Raw genomic sequence first — 25,286 nt, 5'->3', positions numbered from 1 at the left:
ATTTTGGCGGCAGTTTTCGGAAATTTCAAACGCCGGATTGTGCCAAGCCTTCAATCGGGCCTGGATTGACCGATCCGCAGGAAATCGCCGTCGAAGCCGATGTCGCGCACGGCACCGTCAGCCGCCAGGATGCGCATGCGGCCCGGCGAGGTCGTGACGTCGTGCGGCGGCTCGCCGGATGGCCAAGGCAGCGCGCCGATGACATGGCGGAACGAAAAGCGGCGCCCTTCGGAAAGGGCAAAGGCGGTCGCCACGCCTTCGCGCTTCAGCCAATTGTCGCCGAGCGATGCGGCGTGGCCGACGGCCGTGCGGCCGTCCTCGATGCCGAGCACGCCGCGGTGGCGGCCGCTCCACGGCGCATAGTCGCGCCCGCCATTGCTGACCCACAGCATGGTGACCGGCAGTTCGGCCGGGTTCTTCAGCACCAGCACGAGGTCGGCTTCCGCCTGGCGCGCCAGCGCCGTCCAGCCCGGTCCGCCATGGTCGGCTTCGACCAGCGTGACGAAGTCCTCACGCAGCTGGTCCATGCGATAGGTGGTCAGGTCAATCGTGCCGCCGTCGGCAGCGGGAAAGCGCGTCAGGTCGGCGGTTCGCGCCGGGTAGGCGAGCAACGAGCGGCCGCGGGCCGGATCGGGCTCCGGCGCCTCACTCGGCGTTGCGGCAAGGCGCTTCGGCGAGAAGGCTAGCCTGCCGCCGGCCGTCATCACCGTCATCGGGTGGTGGGCGACGGGAATGGCGCCGGCGCCGCCGGAAAAGACGTGCTCCTGATAGAGAAAGGGATGATCGTCGCGCAAGGTCAGGATCTTGTCGACGGTTGCGCCCATGACCGGGCGCTGCAGGCGGAAGACGGCGCGCCAGCCGTCGGCCGTTGCCGCGCTGTCGACGACGTCCCAGCGACTATTTGCCGGCCAGCCATGCAAAGGTGCCGCTTCGACGTCGCTGCTCGAGAAGGGTGCGCAGAGGAAATCGCCGGACAGGTGGACCGTCCCTTCGGGCAGGTCTTTCGGCAGCATCTCGCGCGGCTCGCCGACCCAGGGTGCGCGATGCAGCGGCTTCAGCCGGCGGCCATCGATATCGACCGTCATGTCGGCGAGATGGCCGACGGCAAGATCGACCGATACCGAAATGCCCGTCGCCGTGATCGTGACCGTATCCATGTGCACCTACCGATTCTGCCAGCCCGATTCTGGCGGCCCGATTCTGCCGGCGCCAGCAAAGCCCACTCGCCGCCGGTTGCGCAAGCGCGGTGGCCGGGAATTCACATCAGGCGGCTCGGCACAGCCGACACATGGGCCTGTGGACAGGGCACCAATCCAGGCCCGACCGATATTAACCAAATGGACTGTGCCTTTGCGTTAAGATAGCTTCGCCTCGTCTCAGAAACTGCCTGCCTTCGGAACTGACTTGTCCGCCTTCCGGTTCTTTTCGTCCATCCACAAATGCGTCGCTGTGCTGGCGCTGCTGCTGTTTGCTGCCGGCTGCACGACTGTCACGCCGCCCGACAGCGTGCTGGCGGTACCGGCGCCGCCGCAGAAATATGCCGCCATGGTCATCGATGCCGGCACCGGCAAGACGCTGTTCGAGGTCAATTCGACGGCGCCGCGTTATCCGGCGTCACTGACCAAGATGATGACGCTCTACCTCCTGTTCGAGGCGCTGGACCAGGGCCGCATCAGCAAGGAGACGCAAATTCCGGTGTCGGACAACGCCGCCCGGCAGCCGCCGACCAAGCTGCGGTTCAGGCGCGGCGAGACCATCGACGTCGATTCGGCGATCCGCGCCATCATCGTCAAATCGGCCAATGACGTGGCGGTCGCCGTTGCCGAATATCTCGGCGGCAGCGAAGAGGCGTTCGCCGGCATGATGACCGCCAAGGCGCGCCAGATCGGCATGAGCAGCACCGTGTTCCGCAACGCCTCGGGCCTGCCGGACGGCGACCAGCACACGAGCGCGCGCGACATGGCGGTGCTCGGCATGGCGCTGCACGCCCGCTTCCCGCAGCATTTCCACTATTTCTCTGAAAGCGACTTCATGTTCCGCGGCAGGCTGGTGCGCGGCCACAATGACATGCTCGGCCGGGTGCGCGGGGTCGACGGCATCAAGACCGGCTACATCAGGGCTTCGGGCTTCAACATCGTCACCTCCTATAATGCGGACGGGCACAGGCTGATCATCGTGGTGATGGGCGCCGACAGCGCGCGCCAGCGCAACGACCACGTCGAGGCGCTGATCCAGCGCAGCCTGTTGCCGACCTCCGAGGCAAAGACGCGGCTGCTGTATGCCGAGGAGCAGTGATAGTTGAAGTCCGAGTGTTGACCGCGTGCGGGTTCAGGCGACAAACGCAGAGCCGCCGTTTTGCGCGACACTGCTGAGATACTTTGCCGGCGGCTTGCCAAGCGCTTTCTTGAACATGGTGATGAAGGCGGTGACCGATTCGTAACCGAGATCGGCCGAAACCTGCTGCACGCTGGCGCCGGAGGCCAGCTCGCGCATTGCGACGATCAGGTGCAGTTGCTGGCGCCAGCGCCCGAAGGTCAGCCCTGTCTCCTTCACCACGAGACGTGCGAGACTGCTCTCGCTGAGCGCGACGCGACTGGCCCATTCCGCCAGGGTGCTGCGATCGGCAGGATCTTGCGCCAACGCCGCCGCGATGCGCCTCAAGCGCGGCTCGGACGAGATCGGCAAATGCAGCTGCTGGACAGGCATGCGCGGCAGTTCGGTGAGCAGAGCCCTGGTCAGGAGCTCGCCCCTCGCGTCATCGTCCTCAACGCGATCCGTCAGCTCTATGATGAGCTCGCGCAGCAACGGCGTGATCGAAAGCGTGCAGCACCGGTCCGGCAAGTCGGTAGCTCCCGGTTCGATATAGACGAAGAAAATCCGGGCATTGGCGGTCGCGATATTGCTGTGCTCCATGTCGCCGGGAATCCACACCGCGCAATGCGGCGGCACCATCCACAGGCCGCTGGGGACGCGACATGTGACGCCACCGCCCAGCGCGAAGACGAGTTGCCCTTTGCGGTGGTGGTGGTCCGGCACCTCCGCCCCGGTTTCGGTAACGTCAACGCGCACGGCGATTGCCGGGGCGAGGACATCATCCGGATCGAATGGCCAGGGGTAGCGGAGAGGCTGTCTCATATTGACTGATTTTAGCGATCGACTGCCAGGATATCTAAATTACTCAAGCAGGAAAGTCGATAGTTTAGGGATGAGCTACTCAGAAGCCGACCAGGCGGGCTTCCATTTAGTCATGCCCTGCTTGCGTTCTGAACGTCGGACCAACAAGCCCGGCGCACGAAAACAGGCTGGCGTCCGCCACGCAGCAAGAAGGGACGATACCAATGCTCGCCTTGGTCACATCTTCCGACAGCGCCACCGGGTTGCGGCTCGCCGAGCTTGGCGAGCCCGAGCCCGCCCCGCATGAGGCGCTGGTCTCGGTCCGGACAGTCTCGCTGAACCGCGGCGAACTGCGCCTGCTCAACATCCGTCCGAACGGCTGGGTGCCTGGCCAGGACGTCGCCGGAATTGTCGAGCGCGCCGCGGCCGACGGCTCCGGGCCGGCCGTCGGCGCCCGGGTTGCGGCTCTGGTCGACGAGGCCGGGTGGGCCGAACGGGTCGCCGTTCCGACCGACCACCTCGCCGTCCTGCCGGACGACGTCAGCTTCGTCTCCGCCGCCACTGTTCCGGTCGCGGGCACGACCGCGCTGCGGACCCTGCGCCTCGGCGGCGACCTGGCCGGCCAGCGGGTCCTGATTACCGGCGCAAGCGGCGCGGTCGGCCGTTTCCAGATCCAGATCGCCCGCCAGCAGGGCGCGTCGGTGGTGGCGGTCGCCGCTGAACGGCATGCCGACGATCTCCGCGGCCTCGGAGCCGAGCGGGTCGTCGAAACGATCGAGTTGGCCGAAGGACTGTTCTCGCTGATTACCGAATCGGTGGGCGGCGATAGCCTCGCCCACGCGATCGAACGGGTCGCGCCCGGCGGTACCGTCGTCATGTTCGGCTCGAGCAGCGGCGAACTCACGCCCATCGGCTTCCGCCAGTTCGTTCCGGGGCACGAAGGTGCGCGGTTGCAGACCTTCGCCTACTACGCTTCCGGTCCGGAGGTTGGCGCCGACATCGCCTCGCTGCTCGCGCTGATCGCAGCCGGCCGGCTCGAAACGCGTGTGGTCCTCACCGTGCCGTGGCGGGACGTCGGCCAAGCCCTGGACGCGCTGCGGCAGCGCAGCATCAGCGGCAAGGCAGTGCTTACCGTGACAGAATGAGCAGGCGGTGGCGCCGGACGGGACGGTGTCTGTCTCCCCCGGGCTGCTACGGCAGTTTGAGCCCGCTGGCGATTGCCCGTTGAAGCCGGCGCCAGCTTCCGCTAAGAAGCCGTGGCTGGCCGGTTTACCGGCTGGTTCGTTTTTGGGATCACCGATCCTGAAAGCACCCGTAGCTCAGCTGGATAGAGCGCTGCCCTCCGAAGGCAGAGGTCACAGGTTCGAATCCTGTCGGGTGCGCCAAATCTCAAATTGTCCAACCCGGAGACATGGGTTGCGGTTTATACCGGAGACATGGTGGACCGCATCCCTGGGTGAGACACCAATTAGGGACAGTTCCCCAGATTTTGGATTGCGTACGACCTCATAACGCAAGGGTTAAGTAGGCGACCGCGGCAAGTCCGCTGGGGTCAAGCCTGTGTAAAAACGCCGTGGCCTGGTCCAATCAGATCCGTGGATCGTGTATTGTGATGGGACGTCGGGACCGAGGATCAGCGGATATGGACGAGGAGGGCTTGGCCGGGATCTCAGCCCGATATATTCGCTTCGCCGATACGGAAGCTCGCGGTCGCTCGCCGCTCTACGAGGAGTTGGCTCGGGCAGTCGCTGGGGATCGGGAGGCGCTCGGTTTCCTGTCGACTCTTCCGGACCTAAAGCGGCAACCGAACCTTCTACTTGCAGCGGTGCGTCACTTGTTCGGCACGCCAACAGGGTGGACCGAGCTTCGCCAGGCGCTTCAGGCTAATCCCGACGCTATCCGCTCGCTCATGCTCGAGCGCTCAACGCAAACCAACGAGCCGGGAAGATGCGCCACCCTGCTCCCCGTCCTGGCACGTTTGCCGCAGCCGCTGGCCCTCATCGAGGTCGGGACCTCCGCAGGGCTCTGCCTCATGCCCGACCTCTACGGCTATGACTACGGACGCAAGGTGATCCGCGCACCTGCAATGGCCTTGGAGCCGCCTGTCTTCCGATGCCTCGCTAGCGAAACAACGCCATTGCCGACGGCCTTGCCGCAAGTCGTCTGGCGGGCTGGATTGGACCTGAGCCCGATAGATGCTTCGGACGACTCGCAAGTCGCATGGCTTGAGACACTGGTCTGGCCGGAACAGACAGCACGGCTTGCCAATCTGCGGGCGGCCCTAAAGATCGCTGCCACAGTCAAGCCTCGGGTGGTGAAGGGCGACCTGCGCGGGAGCGACCTCGTGCAACTCTGCAACGAAGCGCCAAACGACGCTACACTCGTCATCTTTCACACAGCCGTCCTCGACTATGTCTCCGACCTTGGTGACAGAGAAGCTTTCGCCGAGCAGGCGATGCGTCTCGCGCCTTATTGGGTATCGAACGAGTTCCCTCGCGTCTTCCCGTCCATCGCCACACGCGCCGGAACAAGCTGGCCGCCTGGCCGCTTCCTCCTATCTGCGAACGGCTCCCCTGTAGCTTGGACTGACCCGCATGGCGCCTCGCTCGAATGGATCGCGGACGAGGCGTAGGCTATAGGTCGTGGATTGCCGTCCTTGGCCAGAGACGCCATCAGTTCTCAGTTTCATCAATGCTCGTCTGCCACTGCTTGCGTCTTGAATTCGCGGCAAGCGCCCTTCGGACTTGCTACCGGGCGGTTGAACCCAGGAACAGCGCGTTGGGCGCGCGAAGACCGCATCCGCAGTCGGGAACCACAGCTATCGGCAAGCCGTTTACGCTGCAAACCCGCCTGTCGATCCTCAGAGCCGGGCGAGTTCTCCGAGATCCACAAATTGGAGATTGATCATGACTAGCGCTGCCGACCGCGATCCGCGCCACCACACGCAGAAAATGCAGAAAAAGTTGGAGGAGGTGAAGCAGCACCTTCGCGAGGACATCGAGAAGGTCGATGAGCCGCAGCTGAAGGCGATGTTCGAGACGTCCGCCGAGGTGATCGGCGGTCTCCAGAAGGCGTTCCAGGACTATGAACAGAAGAATGAACCCGCTTGGCGTTAAACGGCTTCTTCGCGGGTAGGTTTCAAAGGAGCGCCCCCGTGCCTGCACCACCTGAAATGGATGTCGTCCTCGAAAAGCTGCCTTTGAGGATCGGCGCCTATATCCCCGACGACTTGCTGGAGGACTGGTTTGCGCCGGGAACCGGCATGAACCCGGTCAGCAAGGAGGCGCTTGCCACCGCCAAGAACTATGGCTGGCGCTTCGAATGCGAGTTCAAGCACTACCCCGACCGCAAGGAGGGCGTGTTCTGGAAGTGGGTGCCGGCGATCTGACCGGCGCTGGACGGTTCATCGTTCCGCGGAAACGCAGAACCGGTCCATCTTATTGTTTGACGCAGATATCGGACGGAAAACCGCTTCACACTTTTCCTGGAATTGCTCAGCCTCCGCCTATCGGCGTCATCACCTTGCCGGTTCCGCCGCATTCGGGGCAGGTGCGGCCGTCGATCATGCCTGACCCTGCACAGCGGCGGCAAATATTCTCGCCAGCGCCTGGAGTGCCTGCGGGGACTTCGTCCGTGTTGGTCTGAGCGGCTTGCCGGGGGTTGCCCTGCAGCTTGTTTCTCAGCCGGGCGACCCAGCCTTCGTCGACCTCGAGCGACCTGCTGCTGTCGTCCGGCAGGCCTTCGCCGGATTGGCCGATGGTTTCATTGCGCGGCCGGTCGTTCGCGCCTGTCGTGATCTTCTGAGCCATTGCGTTTGCCTTTACGCCTTGCAATTTTCGAACGCCTCAGCTCCGCAGAGGTTCCGGTTCGACCGGCAGCCTTTCAGCCGGGTTTTCGCCGCACATTATCTATCCTGAACCCGGATTTCGGCCGCGCCGGCATGCGGGCAAGCGAGACGGTCATATCCTGATCAGGCACCTGGTAGGCCATCGACCGCGTCAGCAGGCGAACCGCTTCCATGATCAGCGCGACGGTGACGGCTTCTCCGGGGCAGCGATGGGTAGTCGCCGGATCTCCGCCGCCATGCGGGATGAAGTCGAAGCCGTGGGTTTTCCAGCTCAAGCCGCGCTCCGGGATAAATCGGTCCGGCTCCACAAACAGGCGCGGATCATGGTTGGTGCCGTGCAGGTCGAGCAGGACCCAGTCGCCTTGGTGGAAACGGTAGCCCTTCCATTCGAAGGGGTGGCGGGCGCGGCCGCCGATGAACGGGAAGAACGGGTAGAGCCGGCGAATCTCCTCGGCGAAGGCTTCCAGCCCGTCGTCATCGCCGGCGGCGAACTTGTCATACCATTGGCGGTGCTGGTGAAGCGCCAGCGCCGCAAACATGATGAAGCGGCCGATGGCGACGATTGGACGGATAATGTTGATGATTTCGACCGCGGCACTGGCAAGATCGAGCGGCATTCCCTCGGCATCGACATGTTCGCTGACCAGGCGGACCGGGCTGTTTGCCGGCAAATCAAGCGCGCCGCTTCGAACGCGCCGTACAAGCTCGCCGATAGTGCGTTCGGTCCGGCGTCGCCGCCACAGCGCCAGCACGGTCGACGGCCCAATGCCGCCGGCGTTCTCGACCATGCCGCTGAGCTCGCGGCAGAGTTCGGCGCGATCCTTGTCGGCGGGGATGCCGGCCCAAGCCGCTGCCGCCTGGGTCAGGACGAGGTTTACGGCGTCGAACAGGGCGATCTCGTCGCGCCGTTGCCAGTCTTCCAGTCGGTCGAGCCAGGCGCGATGGAAGGTTGCGCGGAGCCGCTCGATCTGGTCACCATCCAACAGGATCGACAGGAAAAGCGCCTTGCGGTGGCGGTGAGCGGCGCCGTCGAGCGCCTGCACGCTGCCCTTGTCCTGCAGCAGCCGCAGCGTGGTCTGCGGCATCGCGCCAATTCGGGTGAAGTGGTCGCCGCCATAAAACATCTCGGCAGCCTCGGCACCGCGGACGCAGATTGCCGGCCGCAGCATCAGGCGCGTGGCAAAGATGTCGGTGTTCATGCGCCGGCAGCGGGCCGAAATGAAGTCATAGCCTTCGTGCAGCAGGGCCAAGGTGCTATCGAACGCGGCGCGCGGAATGGGTTTTGCGGCATGATTGCCGCCATCGGCATCGATCAGTTCACGTCTGTTCATGGCGTGCTCCCTGGCGTTGAAATTCCTCAACGCACGGCCGGCACTTTCGATCACTCGACTTTTTGACGGCTTTGCCGCGCCGCCCTTCGGCCGCGGCTGGCCAGGATGGTGGTCAGCGTGACCGGACGAAAATCCCAGCTGTCGACGCCGACGTCATACTGGCGCGTGACCGGGGTCAGCCTGCCGTGGGAGTGGCCATGCAGGTCCTGCCGATCTGGTTCCAGGTGCGAAAAAGGGTAGTGGCAAAGGATCAGCAGGCTGCCGTCGAGCGCCAGCTCCTTGTAGTGTTGCGTGCTCGCCCAACCCGTGGCCTCGATGGTGGCCGCAGCATCGTTGTTGCCGATGATCAAATGCTTGCTGCCATGAAGAGACGCCAGAAGCGACGACACGAACGCGGCCGATCCCCTGGCAAAATCGCCGAGATGCCAGACCTCGTCGTCCGGCCCGACAGTCTCGTTCCAGAACGCAATGAGGGCCCGGTCATGTTCCGCCAGCGAGCCGAACGGGCGGCGGTCGATACGCAGGATGCGCGGGTCGCTGAAATGCGTGTCGGCGGTGAAGTAGATCATGCGCTGGAGCCTGTTTCGAACTGCCGATCTGGGCGCGTGGCGCACCAAGTCCATGTTGCTCTCCCGATGCTTGCTCAACCCGCTCGATCGCCGGTTGTTCCTGGAAGCAGGCCCAGGCGGTTTCCGCTCGTTGGCACTTAGAAACGGGGGCACTTTGAAACGGGGGACTTTGAAACGGGGGAACTTTGAAATGAGACGCAGGTTAGAATGCTTGAGGCCGATGCTCTGAAAGGACCTCGACGATGACCGACGCAGCACCTCTTGGGCGAAGCCCGGCTCAGGCGCGGGGCGATATCGATGCCGGGCGCGAAGGGGACAAGACCCCGGGCATCGATCCGGCTGCGGCTCCCATGGAAACGGACGCGGAATCCGCCGGCAACGCTCCGCCGAAGAGCCCTGCCGCGCGCCATGAAACGCCGAAGTTTACCAACCAGGCGAGCTATGCCAATGCGATGCGCCCGCTGAAGGATGAGCCCGACGTCCAACCGCGCAGATATTGGCCGGTCCTGGTGATTGCCGCCATCGTCGTGCTGGCCGCGGCGGTTTTCATCGGCGCAGCCATGCTGCGCTGAATACCTTCATCCGAGAGCTGTGGCTGGACATTTCGTGTCCGGTCCGGGAACTTGCTGACGCGCCAGGTCCAGGCGCGATCGAGTCTGCCGCACAATGACCACCACCCATCAATTCTTTGCTCGAGATGCCGCCATCGTAGCGCGCGACATGATCGGCGCCATGCTGCTTTTGCACGGCGTTGGCGGCAGCATCGTCGAGACCGAGGCCTATCGCCCGGATGACCCGGCTTCACATGCTTTCGGTGGCAGGACGGTGCGCAACGGCGCAATGTTCGGCGCCCCTGGCAGCGCGTATGTCTATCGCTCCTATGGCCTGCATTGGTGCCTCAATGCCGTCTGCCTGCCCGGCAGTGCCGTGCTTGTCCGCGCAATCGAACCGCGATTAGGGCTGGAGGTGATGCGGGCCAATCGCCGCGTTGACGATCCCCGGCTGCTTTGCTCGGGACCGGGCCGCCTTTGCCAGGCGCTGGCTATCGACAAATCTTATGACGGGCTGCCGCTGGACCTGCCGCCATTCGAATTCAGGCCGCCGAGCGAAGCCGGCGCCGTTCTGACAGGCCGCCGGATCGGCATTTCCAAGGCTGTCGATGCCGAGTGGCGGTTCGGACTGCGCGGCTCGGACTATTTGAGCCGCAAGTTCTGATGCCCGCGGCAGCGGCAGAGCAGTTGCCCCCCGGCATCACTCGTCGGGTTTGCCGAGATGCATGGGTGTCGCCTGCTGGCGGGCTTCCCTGGTCACCTCGTCGGCTCCGGCAGGTGAAATCCCTCGCAATGCCTTCGCAGCTACGGTCAGGCGCCCGCGATCATTGCCGAAGCTCTTGATCAGCTGGCGGACCTGATCGGCGGTGATGCCGTTCTGTTGGGCAAAATACTCGACTTCACGGTCGTCTTCCGTAGAAACGCGGTCGCGCTCGCGGAAATCTCGCTTGCTCTTATCGTCGGCCATTTTTTCCTCCTGGTGGAGCGTCGCATCCATCCATGGCAACGTGGACAACGAGCTTTCGTTGCCGCGATCGGGCGGACTTTTCCGCCGTTGTGCCGACTGCCCAGGAACCATGAGGCGAGCAGCCGGTTTGGCTTGGATGCAGACATATTCGGCCACAATTCATACCGATGGAGAATACGATGACGCTCGCAAGCAAAACCACTGTAATTGTCGCGGCGCTGGCCATGTTGGCCGCGCCGGCATTCGGCCAGACGAGCCCACCTGCGCCCGCCGCGCCGGCACCGGATCGTGGCGCCGAACCGTCGCCCGGAGTGATCGGGCAGAGCCAGGATGCCATGCGCGATATGATGCGCCAGATGATGACTGAGATGCTGGAGGAGAGAATGCAGGAAGATCGCGCGCCCTGGACAGAACGGCGAGGTCCCGACCGCTGGCATCGCGACTACAGGATGGGCCCGCCTGAGCGAGGGTGGGAGATGGGAGGGCGCGGCGGCATTCCACGCGGGATGCATGGCGCGAAGATGCGAATGATGTTCGCCATAGTAGATGCGGACGGCGATGGCGCGCTTTCTCAGAGCGAAGTCCAGGATTTCGTCGGGCGAATATTCAACGCCGTCGATGAGGACGGTGACGGCAGCGTCGACATGCAGGAAATCCGGTCCTTCTTCCACGGAGGCGGCGCCGAGGATCAGGAGTAAGTCTCCTGCCGGTCGGCAGGAGGCCTGTCTGGGGCAGCGCGAGCTCGTTCGGCCGGGGAGGATAAAAAGTCGCCGGCAACTGGATACCAGGCTGCCAGCCGGGGAGATGCGTTCCTTGGCTGGCCTTGCCGAACGCCGCGGACCAAGCAGACCAGCAGGAATTCATTGGCCATGACAGAGAAAGCTACGGAGAAAACCCCGACCATCGCTCGTATCTGGCGCGGCAGAACCGCGCCTGAAAAGGCGGATGCCTACGAGAGTTACAATTACGAGGCCGGCATCAAGCCGCTGATCGAGAAGGCGCTGGGCGTGCAGACCTTTCGCGAGGACACGCCGACCCATTCGGAATTCGTGACGATCTCCTATTGGGAAAACGTCGAGGCGATGGCGGCGTTCACCGGCGGCGATCCGACAAAAATCCACCATCTCGAGCGGGACGAAGAGTTCCTGATCGAGCTGCCGTCGCGGGTGCAGGTGTTGCGCATCCGATCGAGTCACGGGCGGCTGGGATAGGGCAGCGCCGCCCGGTTCGGCCCGATCTAGGAAATCGCCGTCAAGTCGATTTCGGTGATGTGCCAGCGGCCGAGATTTGCGGTGTAGAGCTTGTCGCCCTTGAAGGCAATGTTGGTTGGGTGGGCGAGCGTCGTTGCCGCCGGATCCTCGATCAGCACCTCGAGCCCGCTATCCTTTCGCCAGCGATAGATACGGCTGGGCTCGTAGCATGAGATGAACAGCGACCCGTCCGGCGCCAAGGCGACGCCATCGGGAACGTTGCTCACGCCGTCCACGACGAGTTGGCGAGGTCCTGCCGTGCCGTCGGCACGGATTGGCACATAGCTGAGGCAGGCCGCATGGCTTTCCACGACGTAAAGCCCATCGCCACCCGGCGCCATCGCCATGCCGTTGGCGAAGGCCATGGTCTCGCTGCACCACAGGCCGCCTTCGCCGGTCTTCAAATCGTAGCGAAAAATGCCGGAGCGGTTGTCTTCGCCGAGGCTGTCCGACACGTAGAGCCAGCCGCGTGTCTCGTCGACGATCGGATAGTTCGGCACGCGGATGCCGGCCGAGGCGAAGCGCTGCATACCAGCCGTCGCGGCATCCCAGTGAAAGATCGCCGAATGTCTCAAATCGCATGCAAAACAGTTTCCCGCGCTATCGAAGGCGATGCCGAGCAGAAAGCCCTCCGTACCGCCCATGCGTTCGACCGAGCCGCCATCGGCGGCCAAGCGCAGCAGGTCGCCGGTTTCGGTGCCGCACCAGATCGAGCCGTCGCGATGGATGGCCACGCCTTCCGGATGGGCGATGCGCGGGCTGGTGAAGATGCCATCGAAGAAGACCCTCGCGGCCGACATTTCGAGCAACGGCTTTGCCATGCGCACCCCCTTCAATCCGGTGCAGTATGCGACCGCTGTGCGGCGATGCAGCGCTCGACCATCCGCCGGTCGGTGGCCAGGATCTCGGCGATCAGGGCGCTGCGCTCCCTGGCGCTGACGAATTCGAGGCGCCGCAGGCCGAGCGGGTCGATGCGGTTTCGCAGGATGTCGAGCGTCTCGTTTGAGGGTAGCGCAACTTCGCGGCAATCGGCATCGAATGTCAGGGCAAAGCCGGTGGCATCCTGGAGCTGCTGGCGCGTCACGCACGGCATGGTCTCGATGACGGCCAATTGCCGGCTCTCCCCGTCGAGCCGAAACACGCAAAGGTCGGTGAACACCAATGCCGCGCCGGTCCGATAGCCCATCGGCTCGCGTTCGGCCTCAGTCAACAGGCCGCGCGCCGAGCTGGCAATCTCGACCGTCTCGACCAGCGACTGCACGGAATGGCGGGGGACGTAGAGCAGATAATCGCGATGCATGTTGGCGACGTCGGCCATGCCGCCTTGCCCGGGCAGCCGGATAAGGCTGCCGTCACACTTGCGCAGCGCAATGGTGTTGACGCGCCCACGGCGGTCGACCTGCGCGGCACCGACGATCTCATGCGTCACCGCGCCGGCCTGATAGTAGGTCGAATAGGTGTCGTCGCCGCCGGCATGCGCCACCGCCGTTTCGCAATCGAGGCTTTCGATCAGCGACAGGATCATCCGGCTCGGTGCTATGTCGAGATGGCCGCAACTCATGGTGGCGATGATCATGTCCGGCGCGTGCGTCGCTTTGGCCAGCCGGTAGGCGACATTGGCGAGCGGCGACACCGCGCCGGCACTGGCAAAGCTCTCATTGTCGAGCTCAGCGGCGATGCGGGCGGCGATGATCTCGTCGATGGACGCCTCCTTGTTGCCGTGCACGAGCCTGGGCATTGCGAGGACTGTTTCAGCGCCGACTTTTGCAGCGTCTTGAACCCGCTCCGGCACGCCTTCCGAAGGCATGCTCAGGCTGTCCGACAAAGGTATTTCCTTGGCCGCGAACGCCTCCGCTAACGCTTGATAGTCCGTCACATAGAATGGCAGGCAGGAGGCGGGATAGGCGCCGCCTGGTGCCAGCGCGATCGCCGACACCTGGTTGCGGGTCAAAATGCTCTGCCGACCATCATGCCGCAGCCCTCCGACCGGGACGATCTCCTCGACCGTCACCAGCACCTCGCGCGCCGCGCCGGCCATGGCGAAATCGAGCGCTCGTGGTCCGATGATCTGGACATTGCCGCTCTCGTCGGCACGCTGGGCATGGACGACGAACGTATCGAGCCGCAAGGCCGGGATGATCCCGGTCGTGGCTCCCACGATCGGATCGGGCACGGCGATCGCACCCGGCACGCGCGCCAGCATGTCCGAACCCTCCGGAAGCTGAAACGGCATCGACGGCAGGTTCTGCTGCCCCGCCCGCAGCGCCTGGATCATGGCCAGCGCCGTCCAGTCGCGGACCGGCACGGCATTGGTCTCGGCAGCCGCACGGAAGCGCGGCGGCAAGCCAAAAATATCGAGGCTGGAAAAGCAGATATCAACCTCCGCCACGGCATTCGCTTCGAGAAGCAGTTCGAGCGGCAGGCCGCCGGCCCAGCAGACATAGCGAAGATCCTTGACGCCCAAGCGGGCGATGGCCCGCAACAAGGCGATCGGCAGCCGGGCAAAATGATGGCCACCGACACCGAAGACGTCGCCGCCGCCGACCATCGCGGCCAGGCCCTCGACATCGGTGAAGCGCGGCCGGTTTTGCTTGACCAGGGATGTCATTGCCCAGCCTTCGGCCGCGCGGCGCTTTTTTCGGCGAACGCCTTCACCCGCTGCTGGCCGGTCTCGCTACGATAAAGCCCGCCCAGTACGTCGCGCTCCATGGCAAGGCCTTCCGCCAAGTCGCCCGACACGGCGTGCGCCGTCAGCGCCTTCAATGCCTCGATCGCGGCAGCCGGTTCGGCGGCTATCATGCCGGCGAGTTCCAGCGCCCGCGGCATCAGCTTTTCGGCGTCGACGACCTCGTTGACCAGCCCGGCGGCGAGCTCGGAAGCCGGCACGATGGCGCCGGTCATCAGCAAAAGGTTGGAGCGGTTGCGGCCGAGCTTCTGGACGCTGCGCTGCGTGCCGCCGCCGCCCGGGACCAGCCCGAGCTTGATCTCGGGCAGGCCGAGCTTCGCGAACTGGTTGGCGATGACGATGTCGCAGCACAGCACCAGCTCCATGCCGCCGCCGAGCGCAAAGCCGTTGACCGCGGCGATGACCGGCTTGCGGTTGTTCTCGACCGCCGCATACATGCGCGTGCCGGCGGCCTGGAAGGCGTCGAACTCGATAGCCGTCTGGGCAGCGTATTCCTTGATGTCGGCGCCGGCCATGAAGCCGCGCCCCTCGCCGGTCACCACGATCGCGCCGACGCCGTCATCCTGCGACAGCGCCTCGAAAACCTCGGTGATCTCGCTTTGCATCAGCCGGTTCATGGCGTTGAGCTGATCGGCGCGCCGGAAGGTGACGACTGCGACGCGCCCGGATATTTCCAAGCTGAGTGTCTGGTAAACGCTCATCGTCAGGCAGCATCCACGGTCATATCGCCGGACGCCTCAAGCGCTGCAATCTCGCCGCTGGAGAGGCCGAACTCGGCCAGTATCTCGCGGCCATGCTGGCCGACCAGCGGTGCCGGCCGCTCTATGGTAGCCGGCGTCTCGCTCATCTTGACCGCCGGCGCGACCACCCTGACCTTGCCGCCGCGCGGATGATCGTAGCTGGTGATCATGCCCAGGTGCTTGACCTGCGGGTCCTCGGCTGCGCGCCTTATGTCCTTCACCTCGGCACACCAGATGTCGGCTGCCAGCAGCCGCGCCAGCAGGTCCTGCGTGGCAAACTTCCTGGTTTCGGCGTTGACCTTGTCGAACACCTCGTCGCGCCTGTCGAACAGCGTCTTCAGATCGTCGTAGACAGCAAGCTGCGGCGCCTCCAGCACTTCATACAGCGTCTTGAACGGGCTCATGGCGATCGACACATAGCCGCCGTCCTTCGCTTCATAGACGCCGAACGGCGCCTGCATGCCGGGGTGGCCGATGCCGGACTTCGGGCGCACGAAATCCTCGCCGAGATTGAGCACGGCGACATATTCCTGATTGAGATGCGCCAGCATGCCGGCGAGCAGATTGACCTCGATCTTCTGGCCCTTGCCGGTCTTCTCGCGATAGTAGAGCGCCGACAGGATGCCGTAGACCATGTTCATGGCGCCGATCTGGTCGGCCAGGCCGGCACCGGCCGGAACAGGAGCCTGATCGCCGCGGCCGGTGTTGGAGATCAGCCCGGACAATCCCTGGATCAGCATGTCCTGGCCGGGGCGCTCGACGTAGGGGCCCTCCTCGCCATAGCCGGAACCCGAGCAATAGATGATGGCGGGATTGACCGCCCTGAAATCCTCGTAGCCATAGCCGAGCCTGGCGAGCACGCCGGGGCGGAAATTCTGCACCACCACATCGGCCTTCTCAGCCATGTCCATGATGATGGCATGCACCTTGCGACTTTTCAGGTTGAGCGCGATGGAGCGCTTGTTGCGGTTCCAGGCGAGGAAATTCGGGCTTTCGGAGCCGCCGACCCATTTGGCGAAGAAGGTCATGCCGCGGAACATGTCGCCGGCGCCGGCACGCTCGATCTTGATGATGTCGGCGCCCATGTCGCCGAGCAGCTGCGTGGCGAACGGCCCTTGCAGCAGATGGCTGAAATCGAGAATGCGGACGCCTTCGAGGGCTTTGTTCATTTCATGTCTCGTTGGTTGTCAAAGCAGGTCGGGTACGTAGCGGGGTGCCGCGGTGAGGCCGCCGTCGACGCGCAGGTCGGTACCGGTGGTGAAGCCGGCGGCGTCGGAGGCCAGATAGACGGCGGCTTCGGCCACCTCGGACGGTTTGCCGATGCGGCCGAGCGGATGCATCTTGACCCAGGCTTTGGCGAGATTGCCGCCGATCTCCTTGACCAATTTGTCGTTCATCGGCGTGTTGATGGTGCCGGGCGAGATCGAGTTGACGCGGATGTTGAGCGGGCCGAACTCGACCGCCATCTGGCGCGTCATCGCCATCACCGCACCCTTGGCGCCGGCATAGGCGGTCCAGCCGTCGAGCCCGATATGCCCTTGTGCCGAGGCCATGTTGATGATCGAGCCCGATTTCTGCGCGATCATATGCGGCAGCGCATATTTGCAGCCGCGGAACACGCTGGTAAGGTTGACCGCGATCAGCCGGTGCCACTGCTCGTCGCTCATTTCGTGAACCGGCATGCCGCCGATGGCGATGGCGGCATTGTTGACGAGAATATCGAGATGGCCGGTCTTGCCGACGGCTGCGTCGATCAGGGCGGCGATGTCGGCCTCCTCCGCCACGTCGCAATGGATGTAGTCGGCGCGGTGGCCGGCGGCGCGCAGCTCGGCTGCGAATTTTTCACCCTTCTCGTCGGCGATGTCGCCGAGGAAGACGTGCGCGCCTTCCCTTGCCATCGCCTCGCTGATCGCGTGGCCGATGCCGTCGGCGGCGCCAGTGACGATTGCGGTTTTCCCTTTGAGACGATCCATATCAGCCTCCAATGGCGCGCCGGCGCTTTGCTTCGTCGAAGGCGACGGCGGCAATGATGATCATGCCGGTGATGACCAGTTGCCACTCGGTCGGCAGGCCGAGACCGCGCAGCCCGTTGGACAGGAACTGCAGGATCAGCACGCCGAGCGCCATGCCGGTCAGGCTGCCTATGCCGCCGGCAAGGCTCACCCCGCCGAGCACGGTGGCGGCGACGACCTGGAACTCGAAATTCAGCCCGGCCGTATGCTGCGCCGAACCGACGCGGGCTGCCAGGATGATGCCGGCTACCGTCGCCAGCAGCGCGCTGATGATGAAGCAGGTGAACTTGACGCGGCGCACGTCGTAACCCGCCAGCCGTGCCACTTCCGGATTGCCGCCGACGGCATAGATCTGCCGCCCGAACGGCCGGTGCTGCATCACGTAGGCGAAGACGGCGAGCAGGACGATGGCGATGACAGCCGAATAGGGAACGACGTTGAACAGGCGGCCGTCCGACAGCGCGATGAAGCTGTCGAGCGCGGCGTCGTCTGGAATAGCACGCTGGCCGGTATAGAGATAAACGCCGCCGCGCATGATGAACATCGTGCCCAGGGTCACGATCAGCGAGTTGATGCCGGCATAGGCCGTCAGATAGCCATTCACGACGCCGATGATCAGCCCGAACAGCAGCGCGCCGCTGATGCCGAGCAGCAGAGAATTCGTGTCGTTCATGATGATGATCAGCGGCAGTGCGATCGTCGCCAGCAGCGAGCCGATCGAGATGTCGACCTCGCCTGATATGAAGACGATGGCGCAGCCGATGCCGGCTGTCAGCGCCAGCGAAGCCTGACCGAGCACATTGGTGATGTTGCGCACGGAGAAGAAATTCTCGGCGGTGAAGGAAAAGAACGCGATCACCAGGATGAGGCAGAGGAGCAATGCCAATTCCTGCCGCGCGACGAGCCGCGCCAGCATGGACGGCCCAGCTTTCATGGAGTCGGTGCTTGCCAGGCTCATCGCTTGGTCCCTTTGCGAAGCGTCATCGTCTTAGCCGATTGCCGCATTGAGGATGTTCTCCTGCGTGGCCTCGTCGCGAGGCATGATCGCGGTGAGGCGGCCTTCGCACATCACCACGATGCGGTCGGCAAGCCCCAGCAGCTCGGGCATTTCGGACGTCATCATGACGACCGCCAGGCCTTCGCCGGCGAGCCGGTCGATGAGCGCAAAAATCTCCGACTTGGCGCCGACGTCGATGCCGCGGGTCGGCTCGTCGACGACGATCACCTTCAGGCCTCGCATCAGCCAGCGCGAGATCAGCACTTTCTGCTGATTGCCGCCGGACAGGTTCTTGACCTGCTGGAACAGGCTGGGCGTCCGGATGCGGAAACGGTCGACATAGTCCTGCACCGCCTTGCGTTCGCTGACCTTGTCGACGAAGCCCATTCTGGCGAAGGCGCCGAGTGAGGCGAGGCTGGCATTCTGGTAGACCGGCAACTCGCCCATCAGCCCCTCGCTCTTGCGGTCCTCGGTGAGCAGGCCGATGCCGAGCCGGACGCCGGTGTGCGTTTCGTGCGGCAGCAGCCGGCTGCCATCGACCGAAATGGCGCCGGACGTGATCGGGTCGTAGCCGACGATGGCCTTGGCGAGCTCGGTTCGGCCCGCTCCCATCAAGCCGAAGAAGCCGAGGACCTCGCCGGCATGCGCCTCGAACGACACATCCTTCAGCTTCTTGGCGGTGCTGAGCCCTTCAACGGAAAGCGCGACCTTGCTGCCCGGCGCGCCGCGCTTGCGCGGGAACAGGTTTTCGATGCGCCGGCCGATCATGTCCTGGATCAGCGTGTCGTTGGTGTGCTCGCCGATCGGCCTGGTCGAGACGTGGCGGCCGTCGCGCAGCACGGTCACGGTGTCGGCGATCTCGAAGACCTCGTCGAGCTTGTGGCTGACATAGAGCACCGCGATGCCCAGCGCGGCCAGCCGGCGGATGACGGTGAACAGCAGCGAGACCTCGTTCGGCGTCAGCGAGGAGGTCGGCTCGTCCATCACCACGACGCGGGCCTCATGGGCGAGTGCGCGGGCGATCTCGACCATCTGCTGCTGGCTGACCGGCAGCGATCCCGTGCGCGCCGCCGGGTCGACATTGAAGCCGATACGCTTGAACAGAGCGGCCGCATCGGCACGGATCTTCTTCCAGTCGATCGAGCCGCCTTTGCCGGTCGGATAGCCTTCGAGGAAGATGTTTTCGGCGACTCTGAATTCGGCGATCAGCGCGATCTCCTGGAACACCACCTTGATGCCCTCTTTCAGGCTATCGCGCGGCGACTTGATGTCGGCCTCGCGGCCGCGCAGGCGGATGGTGCCGGCATCCTTGCCGTAGACCCCGGCCATGATCTTGATCAGCGTCGACTTGCCGGCGCCGTTCTCGCCCATCAGGGCATGGATTTTGCCGGGTTCCAAGGTCAGATCGACATTGTCCAGCGCCACCACGCCGGGAAAACGCTTGCCGATGCCGCGCATCTCCAGCGCCGGCACGCTTTTGTCGACAGCCACGGTTTCGCCGGGGTGAAGGAAATCAACCGACATTGGCTCTGTTCCGCACGATGTCGAGATAGGTCGCCAGGATGATGACGATTCCGGGCACCACCATCTGCAGATCCTGGTTCCAGCCGAGGATGATGATGCCGTTGTCGATGACCTTCAGCACGAGCACTCCAAGCAATGTGCCGAGCAGCGAGCCGCGACCGCCAAGTAGGCTGGTGCCGCCGAGGATGACGGCGGCAATCACCGTCAGCTCGAAGCCGCGGCCGGCGGTCGGCTGGCCGGCATTCATCAGCGACGACAGGATCATGCCGGCGACGCCGACGCACAGGCCGGTGACGACGAAGGCGAACAGTTTCAGCCGTTGCGAGCGCACGCCGGAGAGACGAACCGCGCGCTCGTTGGCGCCGACAGCGTAGAGATAACGGCCGAGCGTGGTGAAGCGCAGCGTTGCCGCGGCCAGCGCGAAAATCACCGCGGCAACGACCACGGGCAGCGGGATCGCGCCGATATAGCCAGCGCCGAGATCGGTGAAGCCGGCAAGCCGGTGGTGGTTCTGCACCGCCTCGCGGGTGAACAGGTAAACGCCGCCCTGCAGCATCATCATGGTGCCGATGGTGGCGATCAGCGAGTTCACCTTGAGGCTGGTGACGACGAGGCCGTTGAAAAGGCCGACCGCGCCTGAAAAGGCGAGCGCCACCAGCAGCCCGAGCGTCAGACTGTGCGTTGAATTGAGCACGGCCATGCCGATGCAGCCGACAAAAGCCAGCGATGCACCGACCGACAGGTCGACTTCCGCAGTGATGATCAGCATCGTCATGCCGGAGGCAACGATCAGCACCAGCGCGCATTGGCGCAGGATGGCGATGATGTTGGCCTCGGAATAGAATTGCGGCGCGGCAATCGAAATGGCGATGCAGAGCACGGCCAGGATCACGCCGAGCACCAGCTGGCTGCTGCCCAGCAGCTGGCCGCCGATGAAACGCCTTGGCGCAGAGGATTGCGTAAGCTCGCTCATGTCCATTTTATTTCCGGGCCCGTATCGGTGCCGTCGCCGTCTGGAAACTGCCGGCCAAAACAGGACGGTTGCCCTGTTTTGCCGTTCGGCATATCCGATCCGCCGCCCTTCCCGCCGTGCGGGAAGGGCTACCCGGAATCCTTACTTCTTCAGATCGGCGGAAGTTTTCATGCATTTTTCCGGTGGCTGAAGCGCATTGACGGCATCCCATTTGATTTTGCGTGTGGTGCCATCGTAGTCGTAGAACTTCTTCCAGTCGTCGCCGTTCATCGGCGCGGTCGGGCTGACAATGTGTTCCGGCACCTCTTCGCCATTGAAGAGCGTAACCGCTGCATCGATGGCGGTGTAGCCTTCCTTTTCCGGGAACATCGCGGCCTCGATGCGGTAGGACGGCTCGTTCTGCATCGCATTGATGAAGGCGAGGCCTTCGCCGCCGGTGCCGACAGTCAAGAGGCCGTCCTGCGACTTGCCGGCCGCTTTCCAGGCTTGAAGGCCGCCGAGCGAGGAGGAATCGTTGATGCCGTAGATGATGTTGATGTCGGCGTTCTTGGCAAGAGCCGCCGAAGAGACTTCGAGTGCGCGATCGGGATTGCCGCCGCCGTCGAGGTCGTGGACCATGACCGCGTCGGGGATGATGGTCTTGAGGCCATCCATGAAACCCTGCGACCGCAGCACGGTGGCGGACAGCAGCGGCAGGCCGACATTCATCACCTTGGCTTTGGCTTCGAGCTTTTCCTTGGCGTATTTGCCGGCTTCGACGCCGGCGGTGTAGCCGGTGTCGTAGTCGCAGATCGCGACCATTGTGGTCATGCCCTTGACCGGATTGCCTTCGAGCACGACCGGAACGTTGTTGGATTTCGCCTGGCGCAGCAGCGGCACGACGCCTTCCTCGTTGACGGGCGTGATGATCAGGACGTCGACGCCCTTGGCCATGAAATCTTCGGCGGCGGAGACCTCCTTGGCAACGTCCAGATTGGCGTCCTGCACCTCGAGCTCGATACCGAGTTCCTTGGCGCGTGACTGCATGCCCTTGATGACGTTCTGATACCACTCATGGGTGGCGTAGTTGGTGACGTAGCCGATGCGCTTCGGCATGTTTTCGGCGTGTGCCGCGGCGGCGCTCAGAGCAAGCACCGCCGCCGAGGCAAACAGCATCGATTTGGACCAGTTCATGTTTCTTCTCCCTGTATTTCTTGTCAGTTGCTGAACGGATAGTCCCGCCGTTCCGGGTCGGCACGTGAAGAGGCGGCAGCTTCGCCCGCGCCCAGCGCCGCCGATATCGCCTCGGCCGCCGCCTTCGTCCGCTCGAACACGGTGCTGCGATCGAAGCGGGCGGCCTTTTGCGGCAGGAAGGGGACGGTGAGCGCGGCAATGACGGCGCCGGTATGGTCGCGCACCGGCATCGAAATGTTGGTGCAGCCCTCGACAGCCAGCGAGGCGCGCATTTCATAGCCGAGCCTTGCGACTTCGTTCAGCCGCGCTTCGATTTCCGCCCGGCTGCCTTGGCCTTCGCCTGCAGCGACGATCCGTTCGACGATGCGGTCGCGCTCGGCGCGGCTCGAATGCGCCAGCAGCACCGCGCCGGAGCTCGTTTCGAGGATCGGGAAATGCGAGCCAAGGGCAACCGAATAACGCATCGGCAAAGGCGAATCGATCTGCAGCACGACCAGTGCGCTCTCGCCTTCGCGCACGACCAGATGGCAGCTCTGGTCGGCATTGGCGGCGAGGCCGCGCATCACCGGCAGCGCGCATTCGACCAGGCGGTTCACCGGGGGATGCATATGCGCCAGTTCGAACAGCTTCAGCGACAGGCGGAAGCGGTCCGATTGCGTCCGGAAAATGTAGCCGCGCTTCTCCAGCAGCAGCAGGATGCGGTAGATCTCGTGAATGGAGCGCCCCATTCCGGTGGCGATCTCGGTCTGGGTCAGCGGCTCGCCGCTGGCAGCCATGAATTCCAGTATGTCGAGCGCCTTCTCCACCGCCGGCACCCGATAGCCGTTGCGGCCGCTTTCGCCTTCGTCGACGATCTGGGCAATATCGGCGGCCATTACGCGACGCTCCGTTGCGGCTGGCCATGCCTGGTCTCGCGATAGAGCCGGTTCAGCCGATCCGCGAGCTCGGCCGCCTGCAATTCGCCGGCGATCGCCGCCGCGGCATGAGGGGCGCATTGGCGGAAGAAGCTGATGAAGCCCGGATGGGTCGGGCGCAGATAAGAGGCTTCGATCGTCGCCAGCGTCGAGGCGAAGAAGCCGCCCGAGAGCGCGTTGACCTCGGTATCCTGCCACGCCGCCAGCGACCCCGGCTGTCCGCCGGATTTCACATAGTCGCCGCGCTGATAGCCGGGCGAGCACAGAAATAGCGCGTAATCGATGGCCGCCTGCTTGTGTTTCGATTGGGCGCTGACGCCGATGCCGGCGCCGCCAAGCAAGGCGCCGGCAGATCGCGGCGTCGGCACGTCGGCGAAGCGCAGATACGGCCTGTCGGGTATGGAGGCATAATTCACATAGCCGAAGGCGAACGGCACGTAGACCACGTCGTCATGCGCGACCATATGATCATAGCAGCGGATCGGGTTCCATTTCGGCGAGTTCGGATGCGACAGCGCCGCAAGCTGGCGCAATTGTCCGACGGCCTGCTCGATTTTTTCCCTGGCAATGAACCCGTCGCCGTCTTCGCGGGGCTCACCGAGCGTCAAAAGCAGGCACATGGCGTCAGTCGGCACCAATGGCAGCCCAAGCCATTTGCCGTCCTTCAAGGCGCGCCGGCCGAGCTCCAGCACCTCGTCATGGCTGCGCGGCAGCGGTCCGTAGCGCTCCAGGAGATCGGGGCGATATGAGGCAACCTGACAGGCAGCATCGATCGGCAACGCCCATTGAAGCCCGTCCCTTGCGTAGGATTGCCAGGATGCGCCGACCGAATCCCGTTCGAAGCCGTGGCGCTGCTCGGCCGACAAATCGAACGGCACCATCAGCCCGCCTTCGGCAATATCGCCGATGAACGGATGGTCGAACACGACAAGGTCATAGGCGCCGAGCACCGGACCAAGCGCGCCCTCGCCGAACTCATAGAGGCTGCGGCGGTCCCATTCGATCTCAAGACCGGGATTGGCGGCACAATACGGCCCGATGCTGGCGTCGAGCGGACCCCAGCAGCGTCGGTGATCCCACGCGAGGCCGCGCAGTCTTGTCATGCCGAAATTCCTCCCAGAGGCGGCCATGCGCCGGCCCAGCCGATTAGTAGCAACTATTTTCACCTAGACAAGTAGTTTTTACATACGCAAAGCCAGTCCTCGCTTCCGTTTGGCCGAGAAAGCCGCCCAACCATCCCTGGTGCGCATAGCGTTGCCGCCGGCCTGCAACCAAAGGCTGCGATGGATCTGGCTTTTTGGGAACTTTCGCGACGAACATTCGTTCGGTTGGCGCAGCCATCTGGAGCAGCAGCACTGAAATTAGCAGCCACGTCGCAGGGAGCGGACTAAATGGACCAACCGTGGGCGCGGCCATGAACCGGTTTACCGCCTTGGCATTCGCCACGTTTCTGGCGATAACTTCGATCTGGGTACTGTTTCTGGTTTCTTAGGATTTGGCTCTGGTTGCTTGGGATCTGCCGCTGGTTTTTAGGATTTGGAGGGTTCTCGACAGGTTGACCGCTTAACGATGACGTCCGCCGCGTGTGGTTCTGCCAGCCGGAGCCCCGTGCGTGAAGAAACTGTCGCCAGGAGCACACCGGCGCGCACATTCGGGGGTTGGCAGCCACGCTGCCTGCAACGTTCCATCGGTTTTCAGGAAACGGCGAGATGTCATGTTGCTGAGGGCGATCGTTCGAAATTGTGCCGCCATCCGTGTTGGCCGCGTCGGCGCGACGATGCTTGTTGCCGCGCTGCTTGCCGGCTGCCAGGGCGGCGTGCTCGATCCGCAAGGGCCGGTGGGGGCGGCGCAGCGGACGATCCTGCTCAATTCGGTCGCTATCATGCTGGCCATCGTCATCCCGACGATCGTGGCGACGCTCGGCTTTGCCTGGTGGTTCCGGGAAACCAACACAAGAGCGCGGTACCTGCCGGAATGGGCCTATTCCGGACGCATCGAACTGGTAGTCTGGTCGATCCCCATCCTCGTCATCCTGTTTCTGAGCGGCATCATCTGGATCGGATCGCATGACCTCGACCCAATGAAGCCGTTGGATTCCCAGCAAAGGCCGTTTGAGGTGCAGGTCGTCTCGCTCGACTGGAAATGGCTGTTCATCTACCCCGAGCAGAATGTCGCGAGCATCAACCAGCTCGTGGTGCCGGCGGGCAGGCCGGTGCATTTCTCGCTTACCTCGGCAAGCGTCATGAACGCGTTCTTCGTGCCTCAGCTTGGCGGCATGATCTATACGATGAATGGCATGACGACGCAGCTTCACCTGCAGGCGGATCAGCCCGGCGAATTCTATGGGCGGTCGGCCCATTTCAGCGGTGACGGTTTTCCAGGCATGCAATTCGTGCTGCATGCCGTCGCAGCGGATGCCTTCGATGCGTTCGTCAATTCGGCGCGAAGCCAGGGACAGGCACTCGACAAGGCCAGCTACCAGGAACTGGCCAGACAGAGCATCGACGTGCCGCCTTCGACCTATCGCTCGGTCGAGCCGGACCTTTTCCATGAAATCGCGACGCAGGGCGTTCCGCCCGCGCCCGGTCCCCAGGCCGGTCGCCCCGAGCCGAGCGTATCGCCCAAGGCAGGAGGCTGA

At 63.9% G+C, this 25,286-nt stretch carries 27 protein-coding genes and 1 tRNA gene; 11 read left to right on the top strand and 17 right to left on the bottom strand.

Annotation, left to right across the window (positions count from 1 at the left end; translation table 11 throughout):
• Positions 1-50: 50 nt before the first annotated feature.
• The gene (locus NKH28_RS16330; RefSeq protein WP_352979644.1) at positions 51-1,157 is read right to left on the bottom strand and encodes a hypothetical protein; all 1,107 of its coding nucleotides are present in this window, start codon (positions 1,155-1,157) and stop codon (positions 51-53) included.
• Positions 1,158-1,404: 247 nt separating this feature from the next.
• On the opposite strand from NKH28_RS16330, the gene NKH28_RS16325 reads away from it, so the two are divergent.
• Complete coding sequence (locus NKH28_RS16325; RefSeq protein ID WP_352744800.1) at positions 1,405-2,295, top strand: D-alanyl-D-alanine carboxypeptidase family protein; 891 nt, start codon at positions 1,405-1,407, stop codon at positions 2,293-2,295.
• A 33-nt stretch (positions 2,296-2,328) separates the two neighbouring features.
• Here the strand turns inward: NKH28_RS16325 and NKH28_RS16320 are convergent, their stop codons facing one another.
• On the bottom strand, positions 2,329-3,135 hold the full coding sequence (locus NKH28_RS16320) for an AraC family transcriptional regulator (protein WP_352979642.1): 807 nt from the start codon (positions 3,133-3,135) through the stop codon (positions 2,329-2,331).
• 203 nt (positions 3,136-3,338) lie between these two features.
• Between NKH28_RS16320 and NKH28_RS16315 the strand changes: the two genes are divergently transcribed.
• The 5 genes from NKH28_RS16315 to NKH28_RS16295 all read left to right on the top strand — a co-directional run bounded on the left by NKH28_RS16315 (position 3,339) and on the right by NKH28_RS16295 (position 6,502).
• A complete protein-coding gene (locus NKH28_RS16315) occupies positions 3,339-4,259 on the top strand; it encodes a zinc-binding dehydrogenase (RefSeq protein ID WP_352979640.1) in 921 nt (306 codons plus the stop codon).
• Positions 4,260-4,422: 163 nt separating this feature from the next.
• Positions 4,423-4,499 (top strand) — tRNA-Arg (locus NKH28_RS16310).
• Positions 4,500-4,756: 257 nt separating this feature from the next.
• On the top strand, positions 4,757-5,746 hold the full coding sequence (locus NKH28_RS16305) for a DUF2332 domain-containing protein (protein ID WP_352979638.1): 990 nt from the start codon (positions 4,757-4,759) through the stop codon (positions 5,744-5,746).
• A gap of 274 nt (positions 5,747-6,020) precedes the next feature.
• Entirely contained in the window at positions 6,021-6,230 is a 210-nt protein-coding gene (locus NKH28_RS16300; protein WP_352474763.1) for a hypothetical protein, read from the top strand.
• A gap of 38 nt (positions 6,231-6,268) precedes the next feature.
• Positions 6,269-6,502: a hypothetical protein gene (locus NKH28_RS16295; RefSeq protein ID WP_352474765.1), complete on the top strand. Its 234-nt coding sequence runs from the start codon at positions 6,269-6,271 to the stop codon at positions 6,500-6,502.
• Between the two features lie 106 nt (positions 6,503-6,608).
• Here NKH28_RS16295 and NKH28_RS16290 read toward each other — a convergent pair whose 3' ends face one another.
• The 3 genes from NKH28_RS16290 to NKH28_RS16280 all read right to left on the bottom strand — a co-directional run bounded on the left by NKH28_RS16290 (position 6,609) and on the right by NKH28_RS16280 (position 8,861).
• Positions 6,609-6,923, bottom strand: coding sequence for a hypothetical protein (locus NKH28_RS16290; protein ID WP_352979676.1), 315 nt, complete (start codon positions 6,921-6,923; stop codon positions 6,609-6,611).
• Between the two features lie 73 nt (positions 6,924-6,996).
• On the bottom strand, positions 6,997-8,292 hold the full coding sequence (locus tag NKH28_RS16285; protein ID WP_352979636.1) for a cytochrome P450: 1,296 nt from the start codon (positions 8,290-8,292) through the stop codon (positions 6,997-6,999).
• A 50-nt stretch (positions 8,293-8,342) separates the two neighbouring features.
• Entirely contained in the window at positions 8,343-8,861 is a 519-nt protein-coding gene (locus tag NKH28_RS16280; protein ID WP_352979634.1) for a metallophosphoesterase, read from the bottom strand.
• Between the two features lie 242 nt (positions 8,862-9,103).
• Between NKH28_RS16280 and NKH28_RS16275 the strand changes: the two genes are divergently transcribed.
• Together NKH28_RS16275 and NKH28_RS16270 are read left to right on the top strand one after the other, a co-directional pair.
• The gene (locus tag NKH28_RS16275; RefSeq protein ID WP_352682364.1) at positions 9,104-9,433 is read left to right on the top strand and encodes a hypothetical protein; all 330 of its coding nucleotides are present in this window, start codon (positions 9,104-9,106) and stop codon (positions 9,431-9,433) included.
• Between the two features lie 94 nt (positions 9,434-9,527).
• Positions 9,528-10,076, top strand: coding sequence for a DNA-3-methyladenine glycosylase (locus NKH28_RS16270; protein ID WP_352979632.1), 549 nt, complete (start codon positions 9,528-9,530; stop codon positions 10,074-10,076).
• 36 nt (positions 10,077-10,112) lie between these two features.
• On the opposite strand, the gene NKH28_RS16265 is transcribed toward NKH28_RS16270, so the two are convergent.
• Positions 10,113-10,535 (bottom strand): DUF3606 domain-containing protein, encoded by a 423-nt coding sequence (locus NKH28_RS16265; RefSeq protein WP_352539896.1) that lies wholly within the window; start codon positions 10,533-10,535, stop codon positions 10,113-10,115.
• A 23-nt stretch (positions 10,536-10,558) separates the two neighbouring features.
• Here NKH28_RS16265 and NKH28_RS16260 point away from each other — a divergent pair, with 23 nt between their 5' ends.
• Complete coding sequence (locus NKH28_RS16260) at positions 10,559-11,077, top strand: EF-hand domain-containing protein (protein WP_352539895.1); 519 nt, start codon at positions 10,559-10,561, stop codon at positions 11,075-11,077.
• A gap of 171 nt (positions 11,078-11,248) precedes the next feature.
• On the top strand, positions 11,249-11,590 hold the full coding sequence (locus tag NKH28_RS16255) for an antibiotic biosynthesis monooxygenase family protein (protein ID WP_352473025.1): 342 nt from the start codon (positions 11,249-11,251) through the stop codon (positions 11,588-11,590).
• Positions 11,591-11,616: 26 nt separating this feature from the next.
• Here the strand turns inward: NKH28_RS16255 and NKH28_RS16250 are convergent, their stop codons facing one another.
• The 11 genes from NKH28_RS16250 to NKH28_RS16200 all read right to left on the bottom strand — a co-directional run bounded on the left by NKH28_RS16250 (position 11,617) and on the right by NKH28_RS16200 (position 23,751).
• Positions 11,617-12,450, bottom strand: coding sequence for an SMP-30/gluconolactonase/LRE family protein (locus NKH28_RS16250; RefSeq protein WP_352979629.1), 834 nt, complete (start codon positions 12,448-12,450; stop codon positions 11,617-11,619).
• 11 nt (positions 12,451-12,461) lie between these two features.
• Positions 12,462-14,237 (bottom strand): CoA-transferase, encoded by a 1,776-nt coding sequence (locus NKH28_RS16245; RefSeq protein WP_352899321.1) that lies wholly within the window; start codon positions 14,235-14,237, stop codon positions 12,462-12,464.
• A complete protein-coding gene (locus tag NKH28_RS16240) occupies positions 14,234-15,016 on the bottom strand; it encodes an enoyl-CoA hydratase/isomerase family protein (RefSeq protein WP_352769357.1) in 783 nt (260 codons plus the stop codon). Before NKH28_RS16240 ends, NKH28_RS16245 begins: the two co-directional genes overlap by 4 nt.
• 2 nt (positions 15,017-15,018) lie before the next feature.
• Positions 15,019-16,224 (bottom strand): CaiB/BaiF CoA transferase family protein, encoded by a 1,206-nt coding sequence (locus NKH28_RS16235; RefSeq protein WP_352769354.1) that lies wholly within the window; start codon positions 16,222-16,224, stop codon positions 15,019-15,021.
• 18 nt (positions 16,225-16,242) lie between these two features.
• Positions 16,243-17,028, bottom strand: a complete 786-nt coding sequence (locus NKH28_RS16230) for an SDR family NAD(P)-dependent oxidoreductase (protein WP_023677038.1) — start codon at positions 17,026-17,028, stop codon at positions 16,243-16,245.
• A gap of 1 nt (position 17,029) precedes the next feature.
• Positions 17,030-18,025, bottom strand: a complete 996-nt coding sequence (locus NKH28_RS16225) for an ABC transporter permease (RefSeq protein WP_352821586.1) — start codon at positions 18,023-18,025, stop codon at positions 17,030-17,032.
• A 30-nt stretch (positions 18,026-18,055) separates the two neighbouring features.
• Entirely contained in the window at positions 18,056-19,588 is a 1,533-nt protein-coding gene (locus NKH28_RS16220; protein ID WP_352979627.1) for a sugar ABC transporter ATP-binding protein, read from the bottom strand.
• On the bottom strand, positions 19,578-20,561 hold the full coding sequence (locus NKH28_RS16215; protein ID WP_352821588.1) for an ABC transporter permease: 984 nt from the start codon (positions 20,559-20,561) through the stop codon (positions 19,578-19,580). Before NKH28_RS16215 ends, NKH28_RS16220 begins: the two co-directional genes overlap by 11 nt.
• 141 nt (positions 20,562-20,702) lie before the next feature.
• The gene (locus tag NKH28_RS16210; RefSeq protein ID WP_352979625.1) at positions 20,703-21,734 is read right to left on the bottom strand and encodes a sugar ABC transporter substrate-binding protein; all 1,032 of its coding nucleotides are present in this window, start codon (positions 21,732-21,734) and stop codon (positions 20,703-20,705) included.
• 23 nt (positions 21,735-21,757) lie between these two features.
• On the bottom strand, positions 21,758-22,609 hold the full coding sequence (locus NKH28_RS16205; protein WP_352473035.1) for an IclR family transcriptional regulator: 852 nt from the start codon (positions 22,607-22,609) through the stop codon (positions 21,758-21,760).
• Positions 22,609-23,751, bottom strand: coding sequence for an extracellular solute-binding protein (locus tag NKH28_RS16200; RefSeq protein ID WP_352979622.1), 1,143 nt, complete (start codon positions 23,749-23,751; stop codon positions 22,609-22,611). Before NKH28_RS16200 ends, NKH28_RS16205 begins: the two co-directional genes overlap by 1 nt.
• Before the next feature lie 611 nt (positions 23,752-24,362).
• Here NKH28_RS16200 and cyoA point away from each other — a divergent pair.
• On the top strand, positions 24,363-25,286 hold the full coding sequence (gene cyoA / locus NKH28_RS16195; RefSeq protein WP_352979620.1) for a ubiquinol oxidase subunit II: 924 nt from the start codon (positions 24,363-24,365) through the stop codon (positions 25,284-25,286).

The organism is Mesorhizobium sp. M1227, assembly GCF_040318315.1.
Taxonomy (GTDB): domain Bacteria; phylum Pseudomonadota; class Alphaproteobacteria; order Rhizobiales; family Rhizobiaceae; genus Mesorhizobium.
Note: the sequence above shows the minus strand (reverse complement) of the source record. Positions and strands in the feature narration are given on the sequence as shown.

What these genes read in the sequence shown, in the direction of transcription:
- NKH28_RS16220 (WP_352979627.1), bottom strand. Translation starts at nt 19,588, where the DNA reads ATGTCGGTTGATTTCCTTCACCCCGGCGAAACCGTGGCTGTCGACAAA.
- NKH28_RS16240 (WP_352769357.1), bottom strand. Translation starts at nt 15,016, where the DNA reads ATGAGCGTTTACCAGACACTCAGCTTGGAAATATCCGGGCGCGTCGCA.
- NKH28_RS16200 (WP_352979622.1), bottom strand. Translation starts at nt 23,751, where the DNA reads ATGACAAGACTGCGCGGCCTCGCGTGGGATCACCGACGCTGCTGGGGT.
- NKH28_RS16205 (WP_352473035.1), bottom strand. Translation starts at nt 22,609, where the DNA reads ATGGCCGCCGATATTGCCCAGATCGTCGACGAAGGCGAAAGCGGCCGC.
- NKH28_RS16330 (WP_352979644.1), bottom strand. Translation starts at nt 1,157, where the DNA reads ATGGATACGGTCACGATCACGGCGACGGGCATTTCGGTATCGGTCGAT.
- NKH28_RS16225 (WP_352821586.1), bottom strand. Translation starts at nt 18,025, where the DNA reads ATGAGCCTGGCAAGCACCGACTCCATGAAAGCTGGGCCGTCCATGCTG.
- NKH28_RS16230 (WP_023677038.1), bottom strand. Translation starts at nt 17,028, where the DNA reads ATGGATCGTCTCAAAGGGAAAACCGCAATCGTCACTGGCGCCGCCGAC.
- NKH28_RS16210 (WP_352979625.1), bottom strand. Translation starts at nt 21,734, where the DNA reads ATGAACTGGTCCAAATCGATGCTGTTTGCCTCGGCGGCGGTGCTTGCT.
- NKH28_RS16235 (WP_352769354.1), bottom strand. Translation starts at nt 16,224, where the DNA reads ATGAACAAAGCCCTCGAAGGCGTCCGCATTCTCGATTTCAGCCATCTG.
- NKH28_RS16250 (WP_352979629.1), bottom strand. Translation starts at nt 12,450, where the DNA reads ATGGCAAAGCCGTTGCTCGAAATGTCGGCCGCGAGGGTCTTCTTCGAT.
- NKH28_RS16305 (WP_352979638.1), top strand. Translation starts at nt 4,757, where the DNA reads ATGGACGAGGAGGGCTTGGCCGGGATCTCAGCCCGATATATTCGCTTC.
- NKH28_RS16290 (WP_352979676.1), bottom strand. Translation starts at nt 6,923, where the DNA reads ATGGCTCAGAAGATCACGACAGGCGCGAACGACCGGCCGCGCAATGAA.
- NKH28_RS16260 (WP_352539895.1), top strand. Translation starts at nt 10,559, where the DNA reads ATGACGCTCGCAAGCAAAACCACTGTAATTGTCGCGGCGCTGGCCATG.
- NKH28_RS16255 (WP_352473025.1), top strand. Translation starts at nt 11,249, where the DNA reads ATGACAGAGAAAGCTACGGAGAAAACCCCGACCATCGCTCGTATCTGG.
- NKH28_RS16270 (WP_352979632.1), top strand. Translation starts at nt 9,528, where the DNA reads ATGACCACCACCCATCAATTCTTTGCTCGAGATGCCGCCATCGTAGCG.
- cyoA (WP_352979620.1), top strand. Translation starts at nt 24,363, where the DNA reads ATGTTGCTGAGGGCGATCGTTCGAAATTGTGCCGCCATCCGTGTTGGC.
- NKH28_RS16280 (WP_352979634.1), bottom strand. Translation starts at nt 8,861, where the DNA reads ATGATCTACTTCACCGCCGACACGCATTTCAGCGACCCGCGCATCCTG.
- NKH28_RS16315 (WP_352979640.1), top strand. Translation starts at nt 3,339, where the DNA reads ATGCTCGCCTTGGTCACATCTTCCGACAGCGCCACCGGGTTGCGGCTC.
- NKH28_RS16215 (WP_352821588.1), bottom strand. Translation starts at nt 20,561, where the DNA reads ATGAGCGAGCTTACGCAATCCTCTGCGCCAAGGCGTTTCATCGGCGGC.
- NKH28_RS16275 (WP_352682364.1), top strand. Translation starts at nt 9,104, where the DNA reads ATGACCGACGCAGCACCTCTTGGGCGAAGCCCGGCTCAGGCGCGGGGC.
- NKH28_RS16245 (WP_352899321.1), bottom strand. Translation starts at nt 14,237, where the DNA reads ATGACATCCCTGGTCAAGCAAAACCGGCCGCGCTTCACCGATGTCGAG.
- NKH28_RS16320 (WP_352979642.1), bottom strand. Translation starts at nt 3,135, where the DNA reads ATGAGACAGCCTCTCCGCTACCCCTGGCCATTCGATCCGGATGATGTC.
- NKH28_RS16285 (WP_352979636.1), bottom strand. Translation starts at nt 8,292, where the DNA reads ATGAACAGACGTGAACTGATCGATGCCGATGGCGGCAATCATGCCGCA.
- NKH28_RS16300 (WP_352474763.1), top strand. Translation starts at nt 6,021, where the DNA reads ATGACTAGCGCTGCCGACCGCGATCCGCGCCACCACACGCAGAAAATG.